General features: G+C 56.3%; 17 protein-coding genes. 15 read left to right on the top strand and 2 right to left on the bottom strand.

The genetic code is table 11. The features are described 5' to 3' along the window. Positions 1–169: 169 nt before the first annotated feature. From NOM67_RS10235 to NOM67_RS10250, 4 genes are all read left to right on the top strand, one after another. Entirely contained in the window at positions 170–901 is a 732-nt protein-coding gene (locus tag NOM67_RS10235) for an ABC transporter substrate-binding protein (RefSeq protein ID WP_042031631.1), read from the top strand. A 40-nt stretch (positions 902–941) separates the two neighbouring features. Further along, positions 942–2468 carry a methyl-accepting chemotaxis protein gene (locus NOM67_RS10240; RefSeq protein WP_255936649.1) on the top strand — a complete coding sequence of 509 codons (1527 nt, stop codon included), beginning with the start codon at positions 942–944 and terminating at the stop codon, positions 2466–2468. Positions 2469–2726: 258 nt separating this feature from the next. Next, on the top strand, positions 2727–3527 hold the full coding sequence (locus NOM67_RS10245; RefSeq protein ID WP_255936652.1) for a winged helix-turn-helix domain-containing protein: 801 nt from the start codon (positions 2727–2729) through the stop codon (positions 3525–3527). A gap of 10 nt (positions 3528–3537) precedes the next feature. Further along, a complete protein-coding gene (locus tag NOM67_RS10250) occupies positions 3538–4035 on the top strand; it encodes a hypothetical protein (RefSeq protein ID WP_043849979.1) in 498 nt (165 codons plus the stop codon). Here the strand turns inward: NOM67_RS10250 and NOM67_RS10255 are convergent. Next, positions 4032–4448, bottom strand: coding sequence for a GNAT family N-acetyltransferase (locus NOM67_RS10255; protein WP_255936656.1), 417 nt, complete (start codon positions 4446–4448; stop codon positions 4032–4034). The genes NOM67_RS10250 and NOM67_RS10255 overlap by 4 nt on opposite strands. A 158-nt stretch (positions 4449–4606) precedes the next feature. Between NOM67_RS10255 and NOM67_RS10260 the strand changes: the two genes are divergently transcribed. Next, positions 4607–5107, top strand: a complete 501-nt coding sequence (locus NOM67_RS10260; RefSeq protein ID WP_041208927.1) for an SRPBCC domain-containing protein — start codon at positions 4607–4609, stop codon at positions 5105–5107. A gap of 196 nt (positions 5108–5303) precedes the next feature. On the opposite strand, the gene glk is transcribed toward NOM67_RS10260, so the two are convergent. Beyond that, entirely contained in the window at positions 5304–6320 is a 1017-nt protein-coding gene (gene glk, locus NOM67_RS10265; protein ID WP_198505905.1) for a glucokinase, read from the bottom strand. Positions 6321–6613: 293 nt separating this feature from the next. Between glk and NOM67_RS10270 the strand changes: the two genes are divergently transcribed. The 10 genes from NOM67_RS10270 (at position 6614) to NOM67_RS10315 (ending at position 18069) form a co-directional block, all read left to right on the top strand. Beyond that, a complete protein-coding gene (locus tag NOM67_RS10270; protein WP_005347620.1) occupies positions 6614–7471 on the top strand; it encodes a MurR/RpiR family transcriptional regulator in 858 nt (285 codons plus the stop codon). Positions 7472–7633: 162 nt separating this feature from the next. Further along, positions 7634–9073 carry a pyruvate kinase gene (gene pyk, locus NOM67_RS10275; protein ID WP_255936661.1) on the top strand — a complete coding sequence of 480 codons (1440 nt, stop codon included), beginning with the start codon at positions 7634–7636 and terminating at the stop codon, positions 9071–9073. 210 nt (positions 9074–9283) lie between these two features. Further along, positions 9284–10060, top strand: a complete 777-nt coding sequence (locus NOM67_RS10280; RefSeq protein WP_201965634.1) for a hypothetical protein — start codon at positions 9284–9286, stop codon at positions 10058–10060. 165 nt (positions 10061–10225) lie between these two features. Further along, positions 10226–10543, top strand: coding sequence for a flagellar hook-basal body complex protein FliE (fliE, locus tag NOM67_RS10285; protein WP_041208924.1), 318 nt, complete (start codon positions 10226–10228; stop codon positions 10541–10543). Between the two features lie 62 nt (positions 10544–10605). Next, positions 10606–12309 (top strand): flagellar basal-body MS-ring/collar protein FliF, encoded by a 1704-nt coding sequence (gene fliF / locus NOM67_RS10290; RefSeq protein WP_033114466.1) that lies wholly within the window; start codon positions 10606–10608, stop codon positions 12307–12309. Beyond that, complete coding sequence (gene fliG, locus NOM67_RS10295) at positions 12302–13363, top strand: flagellar motor switch protein FliG (RefSeq protein WP_033114465.1); 1062 nt, start codon at positions 12302–12304, stop codon at positions 13361–13363. Before fliF ends, fliG begins: the two co-directional genes overlap by 8 nt. A gap of 69 nt (positions 13364–13432) precedes the next feature. Further along, the gene (gene fliH / locus NOM67_RS10300) at positions 13433–14251 is read left to right on the top strand and encodes a flagellar assembly protein FliH (RefSeq protein WP_156853257.1); all 819 of its coding nucleotides are present in this window, start codon (positions 13433–13435) and stop codon (positions 14249–14251) included. A 52-nt stretch (positions 14252–14303) separates the two neighbouring features. Continuing rightward, positions 14304–15635 (top strand): flagellar protein export ATPase FliI, encoded by a 1332-nt coding sequence (fliI, locus tag NOM67_RS10305; protein ID WP_156853258.1) that lies wholly within the window; start codon positions 14304–14306, stop codon positions 15633–15635. Between the two features lie 27 nt (positions 15636–15662). Then, positions 15663–16103, top strand: a complete 441-nt coding sequence (gene fliJ / locus NOM67_RS10310) for a flagellar export protein FliJ (protein ID WP_033114462.1) — start codon at positions 15663–15665, stop codon at positions 16101–16103. Positions 16104–16260: 157 nt separating this feature from the next. Then, positions 16261–18069 carry a flagellar hook-length control protein FliK gene (locus NOM67_RS10315; protein ID WP_255936683.1) on the top strand — a complete coding sequence of 603 codons (1809 nt, stop codon included), beginning with the start codon at positions 16261–16263 and terminating at the stop codon, positions 18067–18069. Positions 18070–18071 lie beyond the last annotated feature (2 nt).

The raw sequence follows: 18071 nt of genomic DNA on the forward strand, positions 1-18071 counted from the left end.
TTTCTCCAAATGGTGGCTTGCTAACACCATTCGAATCTGTTTGCTGCTGCGTATCTGATTTGCGGGTAGCGAGCCGTGAAAACCGGCACGGCCCGAGTTCGGGTCATACAGCCCAGCCATTGATGACGGCGGGGGTTTAGGGATGAATGGCAAGCAAAGCGAGGTCGCAATGAACTATCAATTGTTGTGGAAAGGTGCCCTGTTTTCAGTCTCTTCCGTGCTGGCGTTGGGAGCGGCACAGGCTGCGCCGCTAAACGTGATGACTGAGGATTACCCACCGTTCAATATGCAAGGAGAAGGGGGCAAGATTGTAGGCCTCTCTACCGAGGTTGTTGAAGAGCTGTTCAAGCGCGCGGGAGTTGAATACAAGATTACCCTGATGCCCTGGAAACGGGCTTATGAAGATACCCTCAGTACCCCCAACACCGCGCTTTATTCCACGACTCGCACGCCGGAGCGTGAAACTCTGTTCAAATGGGTTGGCCCCTTAGTCAACAATAACTGGGTCTTCTTCTCCAGCTCCACTGCCAATATTTCGATCAAGTCGCTGGACGATGCCAAACAGTATTCGGTCGGCGGCTATAACGGCGATGCTGCTGCCGAGTATCTGAAAGCACAGGGTTTTTCCAAGTTGCAGCTAGCCGCCAACGATACGGCAAACGTGAAAAAACTGGAGGCTGGACGTATCGATCTGTGGGCAACTGGTCAGTATCTGGCTCCCTATCTGGCGAACAAGGAGAAGGCAGCCAATCCCAAACCGGTGTTCGTGTTCAAGGAAACCCAGATGAGTTTGGCGTTCAACAAAGATACCCCTGATGAGCTTATTAAAAAGTTGAATGAAATCCTGGCTGCCATGAAAGCAGATGGCACCATCGAGAAGATCAACGCCAAGTACCAGTAAGTCTTACTGCTCGGGCTGCCGTTAATACCGGGAGGAAGCCATGGATTGGAAAAGTCTGAAATTCAGGATCGCCGTGCTGACCTCCCTGTCGGTGAGTCTGCTGTTGGTGTTGTTTGGGGGGTACAATTACAGTGCCTCCAGGGCGGAGAGCTACAGCAAACAAGCGCAGCTGGTGGACCAGGCCATCAGCCGGCTGCAGCTCTCTTTGCCCGGACCTTTGTGGAACTACGAATCTTCATTTATCGAGGCATCGCTCAAGTCTGAGCTGGCTGCCGACATGCTGAGTGCTTTGCTGGTGGTCAGCAAGGACAAGTTGGTAGCCGGTTTCTCTCGTGATGAGGCGGGGTCGATTGCACCGATCAGTACAATCCCCGCTGATATCAGCACATACAGTGGTCATGATCTGGTTTATGACGACAGCGGCCAAAAGACGACGGTTGCCCGCTTGTTGGTGCATACCAGCGATGCCGCTATTCAGGCACACCTGCGGCAGCAACTGATTACCACTGTTTGGCAGATTGTGGTGCTTGATATCTGCATCATCGCCTTGCTGATGGTTCTGATACATCGCAATGTGCTGCGACCGCTCAACCAGATGAATCAAGCCGTGTTCGATTTGGCCCAAGGAGATGGTGACCTGACCCAGCGTTTGAAAATCAGCCGTCAGGATGAGATGGGTACGCTTGCTATCAACATCAACCACTTTATTGCCAAGCTGCAGGAGATGGTGGCGGAGATTAACGAGTTGTCGGCCGGGGTACTGCAAACGGCAGAGCGGTGTGACAATTTGTCTGCTGATACCCGCAGTGGTAGCGATGCCCAGCAATCCGAACTGGATCAGGTTGCAACGGCTATCACCGAGATGAGCCAGGCAGTGCAGGAAGTAGCAGGTAATGCAGTGAAAACCTCTACGGCGACCGATGAGGCCAATCTTTATGTAGAGCAGGGATATAGTCTGGCAGGTCATGCCAATGAGGCGATCAGACAGCTGGTGGGTGAAGTGGAACGGGTTGCGACACTGATGCGTTCGTTGTCTACCGAGAGCAACAGCATCGGCAATATTATCGAAGTGATCAACGGCATTGCCGAACAGACCAATCTTCTCGCGCTTAATGCTGCTATCGAGGCTGCGAGAGCCGGAGACCAAGGGCGAGGTTTTGCCGTTGTGGCCGATGAGGTGAGGACGTTGTCTGGGCGTACTCGCCAGTCAACGGAAGAGATCAGCGCCAGCATTAAGCGTTTGCAGCAGGCTACCCAGAATGTGGGGGCCGGGATGCAACAGAGTCAGGATAGAGCGTCACAGGCTGGCGCTGAAGCAGCTGATGTGCAGATGTCGGTTGAGAAGATAAAGAATCAGGTCAGCCTGATCCGCGAGATGAACATGTATATTGCGCAGGCTTCGGAGGAGCAGCACTCGGTTGCCGAGGCGGTGAGCCACAGCGTCAACCGGATTGCGACACTCAATAGTGAAAATGCTGGAAGAGTTGCTCAGGTTGCCGAAGCGAGCAGCGATCTGCGTCAGTTATCAGCCCAGCTGGACACATTGTTGAAGCAGTTTAGGGTCTGAAACGGTTGTCTTTATGACATACCAAACAACGGATTCATCCTGCCTGTTCCCCCGGTCTGGCCGGGGGAACCTTTGAAAGGTGATACAGTTAGATACTGCCCTGATTTTCCCGTCGTACACTTCTCTCGCTCCTATTGTGAAGCAGATCCTTACCCATTAGAATTTCCCGCGATGGCAGGCCGTTTTCGGAGCTGTTTGATTCTATCTGGATGTGGATTCCGGTTTGCTTGACGATGAAGAAAATAGCAAGGGGTTGATATGACAGGCGTTGCGACGGGCAATAACATATCAACCTACCATTTCGGTGATTGTGTTTTTGATGTTAAAAGGCGGGAGCTGGTTTTTGGTGCGGATTCAGAGGCTGCACAAACCAGCAAGACAGCCCGGTTTTCATCGGCTGAGTCTCTCATCTTTTGCTATTTACTGGATCATCCCGATGAAGTGTGTGACAAGGATTTACTGCTGGATATTGGTTGGCAAGGGCGTCCTATCAGCCCCAATTCATTGAACGTAGCTATTGCCAATATCCGTCGCCACTTCGTCCAGACGCCTCAGATTCTCGATATAAAAAGTACGCCTAAAAAGGGTTATTCCTTGCATCTGAATTGCAAGGTCATCGCGGGATATGGCTATCAGGAACCCGAAAATGTGGTCACTGACGTATATCCCATATCGGATGAGATCATTGCTACATCCTCCCATCTTACGTCTCCTGAAACAGCCTCTTCATCCGGTGATAAGGTAGTTGCCCCCACAACAGCCGAGGCAACATCCCTCATGCAACGTATCAAGTTTGCAATGCTGCGTCGTTTGGGGCGGCCGATGTTGGCAAAAACCTTGACCTATATAAATATTGCTTTGGTCTTGTTATTGCTTTCTGTTGCCAGTTATTTGCATTTTGAATGGCTCCACGTCAGCTGTGGCGAGGGCGCTTTGGGACTTGTCTGCCGTATGGAAGCCAAAAGCGAAGTACCTGTCACCAAGCCTGATTCTCTGGTTCTGATCTCGGGCCATCAGGTGCGTATTTTTTCCTACCAAGAGTTAGAACAAACGCCTTAAGGGATGGCTGATGAAACGAACGTTGAAAAATGCCTTGATGTTTCTACCGCTGTCCTTGGTACTGTTTTTTGTCGCGGGGATGTTCATTAACAGCCTAGGATGTCATTACGAACTTCGAATGTCTGCGAATGGCGTCAATTATCATGGGGTATGTCGTTGGGGCAAGATCACCGTGATTGAGGAGGAAGAGTCCACCAAGGAGAAATGGCGGATAACCGGATTTCAACTGACGTTGTTTGACCAGCTGGTATATCTCATCGACAGCAGGGTACAGCTCCACGAGTCTGGCAAGGACGACTCTTATCTGAACGAATACAATCTCATCCAGTCCCAGTACGCATTGGTTAACTATGCTTGGGTGCCGTTGACGGAAAACAAGGTGGCGATTTTTCAGCGAGATCCGGTACACGAGGTTGTGATTGCAGAGCGTGATGGGTGGTTTGATCTCTACCGCTGGTTCTTTCCTCCAGCACCGCTATTGCCAACCAAAGGGCAGAGTGAAGGTTAAGCCTTGATTAGTGTGCACCAGGGGCCAGTAAGATCGCAGTGACCTCTCTCCTCGGTCTCTATCCAGCCAAGCCGGTGATAAAACGCAACTGCTGCAGTATTGCGTGTGGCGACTTTAAGTGAGCCCGGGCCTGTAGCAAGGCCCTGTTCAATCAGGGCTCGTCCAATCCCGTGGCCATGCCAGTCTGTCGAAACATAAAGATGGTGGATAAAATTATCGGGTTTCCAGATTGCAATAAAGCCGCAGATATTTCCTCCGTGTTCGGCAATCCATATTTCCTCTCCTGCTGTTTGCTGCTCAAAATCATCGAGCTGGAACCTGGCTGGTTCTACCCAATGAAACGTATCTCTGCGACTTTTCAGGAAGAGCTGGGCTAGTTGGGGAATATCTTTTGGTTCCATTATGCGGATCATTGTGACCTCCCTGGTCAGGCTGTGGCACATCATATTTGCCTGGTTTTTTGTTGTTCAGAAGTAAATGACAAGGACGTGATTAAGCTCTGTCTATTGTCATGAGCATGGGGCTATACTGCCGAAGTCCCCTGTATGGATGGCTTGAGGCTCGCTGATTTATGGACAATAAACAGATTGAAGGCAACATCTTTGTTCCGGCTCATATAGACGATGTCTGGCATGCCTGGACAACAGAGAGTGGCCTGCGCAGTTTTCTGGCGCCCGAGTGTTTGATGGTGGCTGAACCGAATGGCCCGTTCGAGATCTACTTCAGACCGGATGCTCCGCTTGGGGAGCGAGGAAGTGAAGGATGCCGGGTGATGGCTGTGATGCCCTATGACCTGCTCAGTTTCAGCTGGAATTTCCCTCCCTCTTTCCCGCACATCCGCCAGCAAAAGACTCAGGTTTGTCTTCGCTTTGTACCGGAAGGGCAGGGTACCCGTCTCTATTTCCTGCAAACCGGTTGGGCCAATGACCCAGACTGGGATCAGGGCTACGCCTATTTCCGGGAAGAGTGGCTGGAGACCAGCTTGCCGCGGCTGCAGTACCGTTTTACTCACGGCCCTATCGACTGGAGTAATCCACCTGACAAGGCGCAGTTGAAGTCGCTGGCGCAGTAATTTGAATATAAAAAAAACCGGCCAGAGGGCCGGTTGAAACAGTTCAGGCTTGTCAGGTGACAAACGTATCCAGTGGATGAAAGTGGTTTCCACTCCTTGTGAATTCCAGCTCTCTTGGTTACGTGCCGACACTATATGTCCAGATCACTGAATTGAGGCTGAACCATGGATCATTCAGCCCCATTCCCGCCTTGGATCAGATGGCCATACCCATCGATTGACGCAAGTAGGCGCCAGCGCCAAGCAGTCCCGGGCCCTCATGGGTGATGAGGAAAACCGGGATCTCCTTGAGATAGGATTTGAAGCGGCCTTTATCTTCAAACGCCACTCGAAAACCCGAGTTGATAAAGAACTCCTTGAAACGCGGCACTATGCCGCCGGCGATATAGACGCCGCCGAACGTGCCCATATTGAGGGCCAGGTTACCTGCAAAGCGACCCATCAACACGCAGAAGAGGCTCAGGGTACGGCGGCAATCGAGGCAGGATCCGGCCAGCGCCCGTTCGGTGATCGCTTTGGGTTCAAGTGCTTCTGGTTCACGCCCGTCTGATTTGACCAGCCCGCGATAGAGATTGACCAAGCCCGGACCAGAGAGAAAGCGTTCGGCCGAGACATGCCCCAACTCGCCGCGCATCACCTGCAAAACGGCATCTTCTTCTTCATTGTTGGCTGCAAAATCGACATGACCGCCTTCACCCGGCAGGCTGAGCCACTGCTCGCCTGCTTTCACCAGATGTGCCACACCAAGTCCGGTGCCAGCACCATAGATGGCGATAGGTTTTCCGGCAACGGGGGCTGCACCACCCAGCTGGATACGCTCTTCCTCAGCCAGTACCGGTACTGCCATGGAGACTGCGGTGAAGTCGTTGATCACCTGCAGACGGCCAAGGCCAAGGTTTACCTGCATCTCGCTGATGGAAAATTCCCAACTGTGGTTGGTCATGGCGACCCAGTCACCGTTAATGGGACAGGCAATCGCGATACAGGCTTCATTGACTTGAGCCTTGTGCTCTTCCAGATAAAGGCGGACGACCGCTTCCAGAGATGGGTGCTCCAGACCTGAGTAAGTCTTGGCTTGAGAGATTGCGCCGGTGGCCAGTTCGCACAAGGCCAGGCGAGCATTGGTTCCGCCGACATCGCCGACCAGTGCATGGGTATGCTGCATAACAACTCCTTCGTTACAAGGTGTGGACGACCAGTGGCGCCCCGACATTATTATTTGCCGCCAATTCTAACCGAGCCAAAGCGATGGTCGTCTGTTGGAGACGCACAAACGTGCGCCCGCTCACAGTGTTGTTGCTTTGCAACATTTGTAAGCGGTTTCAATCGGCAGTGACATTTTGTAACGAAAAGAACGAAATAATTAGAGATGAGTCATACTTTGTATTGTGGGTGTTAGTTGCGTTAACCGCTTGTCTTGTATAGTCATCAGGTTGATTGGAAACCTGCTTAGCCGTAAATTGAGTGCAAAGACACTGAAGCTAAATTACAAAATGCCTGGTGGTGATGATGAATACCCTTGATAAAATTACAAACAACTTGGAAAGTTTCAGTAAATCAGAGCGCAAGGTCGCCGAAGTGATTTTGGCATCCCCACAGACGGCTATTCACTCCAGTATCGCCGCCCTGGCCAAGATGGCCGATGTCAGCGAGCCGACCGTCAACCGCTTTTGCCGTCGCCTTGACACCAAAGGATTTCCTGATTTCAAACTGCATCTGGCCCAGAGCCTGGCCAATGGCACCCCTTATGTGAATCGTCATGTGGAAGCGGAAGATGGTCCGGATACCTATACCGCCAAGATCTTCGAATCCACCATGGCTTGTCTTGATGCAGCCAAAAACAGTCTGGATATTTCCGCCATCAATCGTTGTGTCGATATTCTGACCCAGTCCAAGAAGATCAGCTTCTTTGGCCTTGGCGCCTCCTCCGCAGTGGCCCGCGATGCTCAGAACAAGTTTTTCCGCTTCAACATTCCGGTAGTGAGCTTTGACGACATCGTCATGATGCGGATGAGCTGCATCAACAGCAGCGAAGGGGATGTGGTTGTGCTGATCTCCCACACAGGTCGCACCAAGGCGCTGGTGGAAATTGCAGCGCTGGCCCGTGAGAACGATGCCACCGTCATCGGCATGACTGCCAAAGACTCTCCGCTGGCGCGCGAGTGCAATCTGGTGCTCTCCATGGATGTGCCGGAAGATACCGACGTCTACATGCCGATGGCATCCCGCATCGCCCAGCTGGCGTTGGTTGATGTGCTGGCAACCGGTTTTACCCTGCGCCGGGGAATGAAATTTCGCGAAAACCTGAAGAAGGTTAAAGAGGGACTGCGCGAATCCCGCTTCGAAACCCCGCACTCTTCCTGAATGGTTGGGGGCTTTGCCCCCGACTGTCTATGCCACCCGCCTTGGTGTAGTATTGTAATTTAGTAACAAAAGCCACCCAGAGGGCTTGCAAACGGGTGCATTGAGCCATTGGCTTGATGGGGCAGAATCTCAACTCGTATCAACTTCATATCGGAGTCTTTCATGCCTAGACGTACAAAGATTGTAACCACACTCGGTCCTGCTACCGACCGCGAAGGGATCCTCGAAGGGATCATCCGCGCCGGTGCCGACATGGTGCGGATGAACTTCTCTCACGGCACTCCTGAAGATCACATCCTGCGCGCCAATCAGGTGCGTGAAATTGCTGCCAAGCTGGGCCGTCACGTTGCCATCATGGGTGACCTGCAGGGACCGAAAATCCGCGTTTCCACTTTCAAAGACGGCAAGATCTATCTGGCAATCGGTGACAAATTCGTGCTGGATGCGGCCCTTGGCAAAGGGGAAGGTTGTCAGGAGCAGGTTGGTATCGACTACAAGAACCTGCCAAACGATGTCGTGCCGGGCGATATCCTGTTGCTGGATGATGGCCGTGTGCAGCTGAAAGTAGAGAGCGTCGAAGGCACCCGTATTCTGACCACTGTCACCGTGGCTGGCCCGCTCTCCAATAACAAGGGCATCAACAAGAAAGGGGGCGGTCTCTCCGCGCCGGCGCTGACCGAGAAGGACAAGGAAGATATCAAGACTGCTGCCCGTATGAACGTGGACTATCTGGCGGTCTCCTTCCCCCGTTGTGGCGATGACCTGCGTTATGCCCGCGAGCTGGCCCGCGAAGCCGGCTCCAACGCCAAGATCGTGGCCAAGGTTGAGCGTGCCGAAACCGTCGCCACCGATGAAGCGATGGAAGACATCATCCTCGGCTCCGACGCCGTCATGGTTGCCCGTGGCGATCTGGGTGTCGAGATCGGTGACCCCGAGCTGGTTGGCGTACAGAAGAAGCTGATCCGCTTCTCCCGTCGTCTGAACCGGGTGGTGATCACCGCGACTCAAATGATGGAGTCTATGATCAATGCGCCGCTGCCGACCCGTGCCGAAGTGATGGACGTGGCCAACGCGGTGCTGGATGGTACCGATGCCGTGATGCTCTCTGCCGAGACCGCTGCCGGTCAGTTCCCCATCGAGACCGTGACCTCCATGGCCAGCGTCTGTGTCGGTGCCGAGAAGCATCCGAGCCTGAACGTCTCCAACCACCGCATGAACTACACCTTCACCTCTGTCGAAGAAGCGGTAGCCATGTCGACCATGTATGCGGCCAACCATCTGGAAGGGGTCAAGGCGATTGTGGCGCTGACCGAATCCGGTACCACCCCGCTGCTGATGTCCCGTATCAGCTCAGGTTTGCCGATCTTTGCCATGTCTCCGCACAACAAGACCCTGGCCTGGACCAACCTCTACCGCGGCGTCACCCCTGTGCTGTTTGACGGTGACGAGACCAAGCCGGTCTATGAAGTGTGCCGCGATGCGCTGGATGTCCTGAAAGCCAAAGGTCTGCTGCAGAGCGGTGACATGGTGTTGCTGACCCACGGTGACAAGATGGAGACCGTCGGCAGTACCAACACCTGCAAGGTGATGATGGTCGAATAAGCGATTTGATTTGCTGACTATCAAGGCTGCCCACCTTCGGTGGGCAGCCTTTTTTATGTCGGTTTGGCACATATCTCACTTATGGGCATGGACTCGAAGATTGCTTATGGCGGAGCCCATCCCGATAATGCGCAAGATTGTCCAAGGTGTTTGCCCTGACCCGCGCGGATAGGTGAATGCCATGAAGCCGAAGCATATGGGAGCAAAAGGATGAAGAATCACAAGTGGTTGCTGGGTCTGGCTGTGAGTCTGGCCATCTCCCCCTGCTATGCCGACTGGGCGAAGCTCAAGGCTGCGGCATCTGATCTCGGAAGTGCGTTGAGCGAAACCGGCAAGGAGGTGTGGCAGGATGTCAGCGATTTCTCCAAGAAGAGCTGGGCCTCTATTTCGACCTGGGGTGAGGAGGCGTTCAATACCGCCGGTGTCTGGACTGACAAGAGCATAGCGACCGGTAAGGAGTGGTTGGTTGTCGCCGACAAAAAACTCACGGAAATGGTCAACCCCAAGACTGCACAAGAGGCAAGGATTGCGCTCAACACCATGTCCGATACTGCGCTGATACATCTCTTCAATGAACAACCATCAGCCAAGTTGTTGTTTGACAAGGCTTATGGTTACGCCGTCTTCGACTCGCGCAAGTTCTCCCTGATGCTTCACACCAATCAGGGGGCCGGTGTGGCTGTTAATCGGAAAACCGGCAAACACACCTATATGAGGATGTTTGGTGCGGGTCTTGCAGCCGGGATCGGTGGCAAGTTTTATCAGCAGGTGATCCTGTTTGAAGACAAGGCCAGATTCGATGCATTCGTGACCCAGGGTTGGGAGGCCACCTCCGAAGTGGGCGTGGTGGCCGGCAAGGAGAGCGCCGAGCTGACCGCCAAATACAACGGCGGCATGGCCATCTATCAGATTGGCGAGAAGGGGCTGCTGCTCGATGCCAATATCTCCGGATCCAAATACTGGATCGACAAGGATCTGACCCAATAAGGTCGCCTCAGAAAGGGTTCACCCTCTCTTCGCTCTGGCGTTATCCCTTCATCGGCTTGCAGTGCTTTCCCCTCGCTGCAACTCTTGTCCAGACTTGGATCTGTTGTTTGGCATCATAATTGCTTGTTGGCTGTCAGCGTCAATGATTTGTCTGGGGATGGAAAAATGGAAATTAGTGCAAGCAGCCTGATGCAAGAGATGCAGGCACTCAAGGTAGAGGCCGGTGCAACCCCGCTGGCACAGCCGGGCCGTCAGGTCAGTTCCGACTTTGGCCTGCTGCTGCAACAGGCATTGGGCAACGTCAACGAATTGCAAGGCGCCGCCAACGATCTGCGCACCCGCTTCGATATGGGTGACAAGTCAGTGGATCTGGCCGAAGTGATGATTGCCGGGCAGAAATCCTCCATCGCGTTCGAGGCCACGGTACAGGTACGCAACAAGATGGTCGATGCCTACAAGACCATCATGAACATGCCGGTATAAAGGATTTCAACGAATCATGACGACCGGGCATCATGAACATGTCAGCAATAAGGACATAAATCGTGGCTACTGACCAAAACGGCGATCTGCTGCTAAACGATGAGGGTACTGCCGCCCTCGATGAGAATGAGCAGAAGAGTTCGGCACTGGGCTTTCTGTCCAATACCGATGTACTGCGCCAGATCACCCTGATCCTGGGGCTTGCCATCTGTCTGGCCATAGCCGTGTTTATCCTGCTCTGGGGCAAGGAGCCGGACATGCGTCCCCTCGGCACCTATACCACCCAGGAGCTGGTCAAAACTCTCGATTTCCTCGATCAGCAGAAGATCCCCTACGAGGTGGATGGCAAGAGCGTGCTGGTCAGTGCCGAGAACTACCCCAATATCAAGCTGGCGCTGACCCGTGCCGGTCTGGCCAATGTGACCGACGCCAGCAGTGACGGCGAAGATATCCTGCTGAAGGACTCCAGCTTCGGTGTGAGCCAGCGGATGGAGGCGGAGCGCCTCAAGCTGAGCCGCGAGCGCCAGCTGGCCAGCGCTATCGAGCAGTTCCAGAATGTCGCCAAGGCGCAAGTGCTGCTGGCCATCCCGAAAGACAACGTCTTTGCCCGCAACGAACGTAAACCCAGTGCGACCGTGGTCGTTAATCTGAAAGGGGCTGCTCTTGGTCAGGGCGAGGTGGACTCCATCGTCGATATGGTTGCCTCGGCAGTCCACGGCCTCGAACCGACTCGTGTCACCGTCACCGACCAGAACGGCCGTCTGCTCAACTCCGGCTCGCAAGATCCTCTTGCTGCCCAGACTCGCAAAGAGTTCGCGATGCAGCAGAAGCAGGAGCTCGAATACAAACAAAAAATTGACGCCATTCTGATCCCGGTACTGGGGGCTGACAACTATACGGCGGAAGTGGATCTCTCCCTCGACTTCTCCCAGCAGGAGCAGACCCGCAAAACCTACAACCCGGATCTGCCGGCGGTGCGCTCCGAAATGACGCTGGAAGAGAACAGCTCCGGCAGCAGCAACGGTGGTGTCCCTGGGGCGCTCAGCAACCAGCCGCCAGCAGCATCCACCATTCCCGAGCAGGCGACTGCCGGCGAGAGTGGCTCCGCTGCCAATGGCCGTTCACGCAAAGAGGCCACCCGCAACTTCGAGCTGGATACCACCGTCAGCCATACCCGTCGCCAGATGGGGGGGATCCGCCGCATGACCGTCTCCGTGGCGGTAGATTACAAGTCGATGACTGCCGCTGATGGCAAGGTGACTCGCGAGGCGCGCAGCCAGGCTGAGCTCGATACCCTGCGTCGTCTGTTGAGCGGTGGTCTGGGGTTTGATGTGACCCGTGGTGACACTCTGGAAGTGGTTGCCATCCCGTTCAACCGTCCCGAGCTTGAAGCCGTGGCGGCCACCCCTGTCTATGATGAACCCTGGTTCTGGCGTGCGGTGCGTATCGCAGCCTCCGTGCTGGTCATTATCGTCTTGATCGTGACCGTGGTTCGCCCCATGCTCAAGCGGCTGCTCTATCCGGACGCCAAGCCGGAAGGCGAATTGGATTTCGACAACCACACTGTGCTGGGTGGTGACGACGAGTTGAGTCTGCTGGCGGCTCAGGCCGAAGCAGAGCCGGTGTTCGGATTGCGCGATGGTCAGCTCAAGCTGCCTGATCTGCACCGGGATGAAGATTTGCTCAAGGCCGTGCGTGCCCTGGTGGCGAACGAGCCGGATCTGGCCGCTCAGGTCATTAAAGAGTGGGTAACCAAAGATGCCTGAAGAGAATAAGAGCCAGGTAACTGGCAACGACATCACCGACAGTCAGCGCCAGCTTCTGGAGCAGATGTCCGGGATGGAGATGGCGGCAGTGCTGATGCTGAGCCTCAATGAAGAGGATGCGGCCCAGATCTTCCGTCATCTCGAGCCCAAGCAGGTGCAGCGGCTCGGTATGTCGATGGCCTCGATGTCGGATTTCAGTCACGACCGGGTAGCGGCGGTACACCGTCAATTCATCGACGATATCCAGAAGTACACCAACATCGGTATCGGCAGCGAAGATTTCGTGCGCAAGGCGTTGGTGGCCGCCCTTGGCGAAGACAAGGCGAGCAACCTGGTGGACCAGATCATTCTGGGTTCCGGCGCCCGCGGCCTCGATTCGCTCAAGTGGATGGATGCCCGTCAGGTGGCCAGCATCATCCAGAACGAACACCCGCAGATCCAGACCATCGTGCTCTCCTATCTGGAGCCGGAGCAGTCAGCCGAGATCCTGAGCCAGTTCCCCGAGCAGGTGCGCCTCGATCTGGTGATGCGTATCGCCAACCTGGAAGAGGTACAACCGGCGGCGCTGCAAGAGCTGAACGACATCATGGAGAAACAGTTCGCCGGTGCGGCGGGTGCCCAGGCAGCCAAGATGGGCGGCCTGAAGGCTGCGGCCAACATCATGAACTACCTCGACACCAACATCGAAGGTCAGCTGATGGACTCCATCCGCGAGTCGGACGAGGAGATGAGCCAGCAGATCCAGGATTTGATGTTCGTGTTCGAGAACCTCATCGATGTGGACGACCGCGGCATCCAGACCATGTTGCGGGAAGTGCCGGGCGATCTGCTGCAACGGGCCCTCAAGGGCTCGGACGATCAGATGCGCGAGAAGATCTTCAAGAACATGTCCAAGCGTGCCGCCGAGATGCTGGCAGACGATCTGGAGGCAATGGGGCCGATCCGGGTTTCCGAAGTGGAAGCCGCCCAGAAGGAGATCCTCTCCATTGCCCGTCGTCTGGCGGATGCCGGCGAGATCATGCTGGGTGCCGGTGGCGGCGAGGAGTTCCTCTAAGCCATGGGCCATACACTCTACGGTTTTGCCGGGGCTGTATCCGGCGGTGGCGAGGAGCTGCGCTAATCCATGAACAACAAACTGCGTGGCTATGTGCGGCCTGACGGGGACGAGGCCCGGATCGAAACCTGGGGTTGGCCCGAGATGGAGGTCGAGGCCGAGGTCGAGACCAACGCTCTCGGCCTGGCTCCCGACTGGTATCAGCAGGAAGAAGAGGTCGTCGAGCCGGAACCCGAACAGGAGCCGACCCCCTCCATCACCGCCGAGGAGCTGGAGGCAATTCGCCAGGCTGCCTGGGAAGAGGGGATGGCTGAAGGGCGTGAGGCCGGTTATGCCAAGGGGCTGGAAGAGGGCAAGCTGGAAGGGCTGCAACAGGGCCATTCCGCCGGTCTCGAGCAGGGGCGCGAAGAGGGGCTGGCCATGGGGCGCGAGCTGGTGGAGCAGGAGATGGCTCACTGGCAAGCACTGGTAGCCCGGTTGGCCAATCCTCTCAACGAGCTGGATCAGGCGGTGGAGCAGCAGCTGCTCTCGCTGGTGTTGCAACTGGCTCGGGCCCTCATCCGCCATGAGGCCGAAACCTCTCCCCGTATTTTGCTGGAGGCGCTCAAGCAGGGGATTGCCCTGCTGCCTGCCGCCGAACAGGGGGTGACGCTGATGCTGCATCCCGACGATATTGCCCGGGTCGAGCAGGCGTTCGGTGCCGAGGAGTGTGTCAAGCGCCAGTGGCGGCTGCAGAGCGATCCCACCCTCTCTCCCGGCGATCTGCAACTGGCGACCGAGCTCTCCAGTATCGACCTGACTCTTTCCGGACGTATTGATCAGCTGCTGCGCAACTTCTTGCGAGACAATGCGACGCCCAATAACTCCTCGCCGGATCCGCACCCGTAATCAACGCCGGACACTGCTGTCCGGTTGACAGTTTTCTAGATCAGGAGGCCAGATGAGCGGCTCGCTACTGAACCGGTTGCAAGGGTACAAGGTGCGCGATAGCGCCCCCAAACCACCGGTTGCCGGCAAATTGACCCGGGTGGTGGGGCTGACCCTCGAAGCCATAGGCTGCCGTGCTGCCATCGGTGCGCTCTGCCGTATCGATACCCTTGATGGGACGCTGGAGGCTGAAGTGGTCGGCTTCTCTGGCGATCGCCTCTATCTGATGCCGAGCGAGCAGCTCAAGGGGGTCATTCCCGGTGCCCGGGTGGTGCCCATCACTGAAGAACACGGTATTCCCGTCGGCATGAATCTTCTCGGCCGGGTGATCGACGGTATCGGTCAGCCGCTGGATGGCCTCGGCCCCATTCTCTCCTCCCAGATGGTGCAGTTTGCCCAGCACCGCATCAATCCACTTGCGCGTCGCCCCATTCATCAGCCGATGGATGTCGGGGTGCGTGCCATCAATGCGGTGCTGACCGTCGGTCAGGGCCAGCGGATGGGGCTTTTTGCCGGCTCCGGCGTTGGTAAATCCGTGCTGCTCGGCATGATGACCCGCGGCTCGGTAGCCGATGTGGTTGTGGTTGGGCTTATCGGCGAACGGGGCCGTGAGGTGAAGGAGTTCATCGAGGATATCCTGGGCGAGGAGGGGCGTGCCCGCTCCGTGGTGGTGGCAGCTCCCGCCGATGCTTCGCCGCTGATGCGTCTCAAGGGGTGCGAAACCGCACTGGCCATCGCCGAGTATTTCCGCGATCAGGGGCTCAACGTGCTGCTCTTGATGGACTCTCTTACCCGTTATGCCCAGGCACAGCGCGAGATTGCGCTGGCCGTGGGCGAGCCGCCGGCCACCAAGGGTTATCCGCCCTCGGTGTTTGCCAAATTGCCGGCGCTGGTTGAGCGGGCCGGTAACGGCAGCGATGGGCAGGGATCCATCACCGCTTTTTTCACCGTACTGACCGAGGGGGACGATCTGCAGGATCCCATCGCAGACGCTGCGCGGGCGATCCTCGATGGCCACATCGTGCTGTCACGCGAGCTGGCCGATGCGGGCCACTATCCCGCCATCGACATCGAGAAGTCCATCAGCCGGGTCATGCCCATGGTGACTTCGCCGGAACACATGGATCTGGCGCGTACCCTCAAGCAGTTCTACTCCCTCTATCAGCAGAACCGGGATCTCATCACCATAGGTGCCTACAGCCAGGGTTCTGATCCCCGTATCGACCGTGCCATCATCCAGAAACCCTATCTGGATCAGTTCTTGCAGCAGGGGATGCGCGAGGTTATCCCTTATGACGATGGCCTGCAGGCCTTGCAGATGGTGGCGATGCCACTGATGCGTTGATGAGTCGCTGGATGGTGGAGCTGATCCATGAGTAAAGGGTTGATATTGTTGTCGGAACGGCTGGTGGAGGCGGAGCAGCAGTGTGCGCTCGCGCTGGCGAAGGCCCAGCAGGATCTCAAGCTGTTCATGGAGCAGCAAAATGCCCTCAACCAGTATCGCCAGATCTATCACCAGCAGTGGACCGATCGCGGCTTGCAGGGGATCTCTCCGCAGCAGAACGCCCAGTATCACGCCTTTATCAACAAGCTCGAGCAGGCGGCAACCCAGCAGTACGAAGGGGTGTTGCAGGTGCGGCAGGCGCTGGAGCAGCGCCGCGAAGAGTGGCTGGCAGCTCAGCAGCGGCGCAAGGCGGTGGAGTTGCTGCTGGAAAAACAGGCAAGCCGCGAACAGCAGAAGGCCCAGCGTCAGGAGCAGAAGATGCTGGATGAGTACGCTATCTTGAGGCGCTTCCATCAATCTGGCCTGTAACTTGCTTTGAACTGAACATGGTCGGAGGTCATCCCGCAGGGAACCTCCATAATTCAGGGACTCCATCATGATGCAGACAGTGTTGACACAAGCGCCTTCGGCTCAGACGAACGGGTTGGACAAAGCCGCCCTGAACGGTACACCCGAAACTGCAAATATGGATAGCGCCGGAGCCCTCGATAGCAAGGGGGACTTCGCCTCTCTGATTGCAAAGGCGCAGAGCAAGGATAAGGGGCCAGCAGATAAAGGGTCCGCAGAGAAGGGAGTTGCAGAGAGTGCCGTCAACAAATCCGGCAGCAGCGACCGATCAGCCAAATCTTTGGCGACCGAGAGCGATAGCAGCATCAAAGAAGATGGCGAGAAGAAGGGGGACGAGCTGCCTCCCAACGATTTTCTGCTGCGTCTGCAAGACTCCCTCAAACTCGACACCTCTTTGGTAACGCCTGCCATCGTTGCCGCGGCTCCTGCTGACGGCAATCTGTTGCCGCAACAGGGTGAGCCGCATGCGCTTGAGGCTGGTGATGACGTCAAACCGAGCGCGACTGACAAGCCGGCGCTGCCGTCCTCGGTAGCCGCTGGAACCATGCTGGAGAAGCTTGCTGCGGCGTCCGCACAAGCTGTGTCCACCGCTCAGAATAGTGAATCCTCTCAGGCTGTAGTTGAAGAAGAGGTAGTTGAAGAAGAGGTAGTTGAGAATACCGGCGAAGGGCAGAGCGCCAGCACACTCAAGGGAGAAACTGAACTCAAGGGGCAGGGGGAACCAGTACCTGCCTCCAAGGGGGATAAACCTCTCTCCGGAGCCGAACGTGTTGCCCAGTTGGCCAAACTGATGCCAACTGGCGAGTCTGCCCCGGTTAGCAAACCTGAGACGGCTTCTGGTTCGCAAGTCGGGCCTGAGAGTGAAATGGATAGTGCTGTGCCGCTGAACAAGGGACAAGCAGCCCAGACTACCGCTCCTCAGGGACAGGGTGAGGCGCTCAAGACTTTCCACGAAGGGCTCAAGCAAGCCGATGGTACGGCCCAGAATGGGTCACAAGGTGGCGCACAAGGGGATGGCAAGAGTGCCGGGCAGCAGACAACGGCAGATAGCAATCCGGCCCCGACGGCCCAGAGTGCTCGCGAAGGGGCTGCAACTGCTCCTGTCTCTGTCACGACCCAGAGCGCTCAGGCACCTGCTCCTGCCAGCGCGGAACCAGTGATGGTTGCGCCACAGCAGGTGTTGGCACAGGTTGAATCGCAAGGGCCACAGGCCCCCTTGTCGACCATCTCCGCAGGCATTCAGCAGATGGAGGCGGCTGGAGCGGCTCCGCTTCGCAAATCAGCCCAACTCGATGTAAAACCCAAAGTGGATAGTGCCAACCAAAGTGTGGTGGTGACCGAGACGGCCAGCGAGAGCAACCAGAGTCAGCCGGTGCAACATAGCCAGAACAGCCAGCCGCAGGTGCAGGTTGCCGAAAACCGTACCCCGTCAGCCGCCGAGGGCGCACAGCGCCGCGAGCCGCAGAATTTGCCTCACCTCAAGCTGGCTGGCCAGGAAGCCCCTGCCGAGTTGCACCAGAAGGTCAACCTGATGCTGGCGGACAAGTTGCAGCAGGCGGAGATCCAGCTCGACCCCATCGGCCTTGGCAAGATGAAAATCCAGATCCAGATCGATGCTTCCAGTCAGGCCAGCGTCCATTTCGTGGTACAACATGGACAGACTCGTGAGATGCTGGAGCAGGCGATGCCGCGTCTGCGCGACATGCTGGCGGGGCAGGGGATCCAGCTTGGTCAAACCCAGGTGCAGCATCAGTCCCAACAGCAGCAACAGCAAGGTCAGGCAACCTCTGGTGGTCAGGGGCAGCAGGGCCAGAGTGGCGGTCAATCAGGCTCCGGCAGAGGGCAGGAACCGAGGGATGTGACTACATCTACCCTCAATGTGCTGGTGGAATCGACAAACGGTTCCGGAATTGATTTCTATGCTTGATG

The organism is Aeromonas sp. SG16 (genome assembly GCF_024436135.1).
GTDB lineage: Bacteria > Pseudomonadota > Gammaproteobacteria > Enterobacterales > Aeromonadaceae > Aeromonas > Aeromonas jandaei.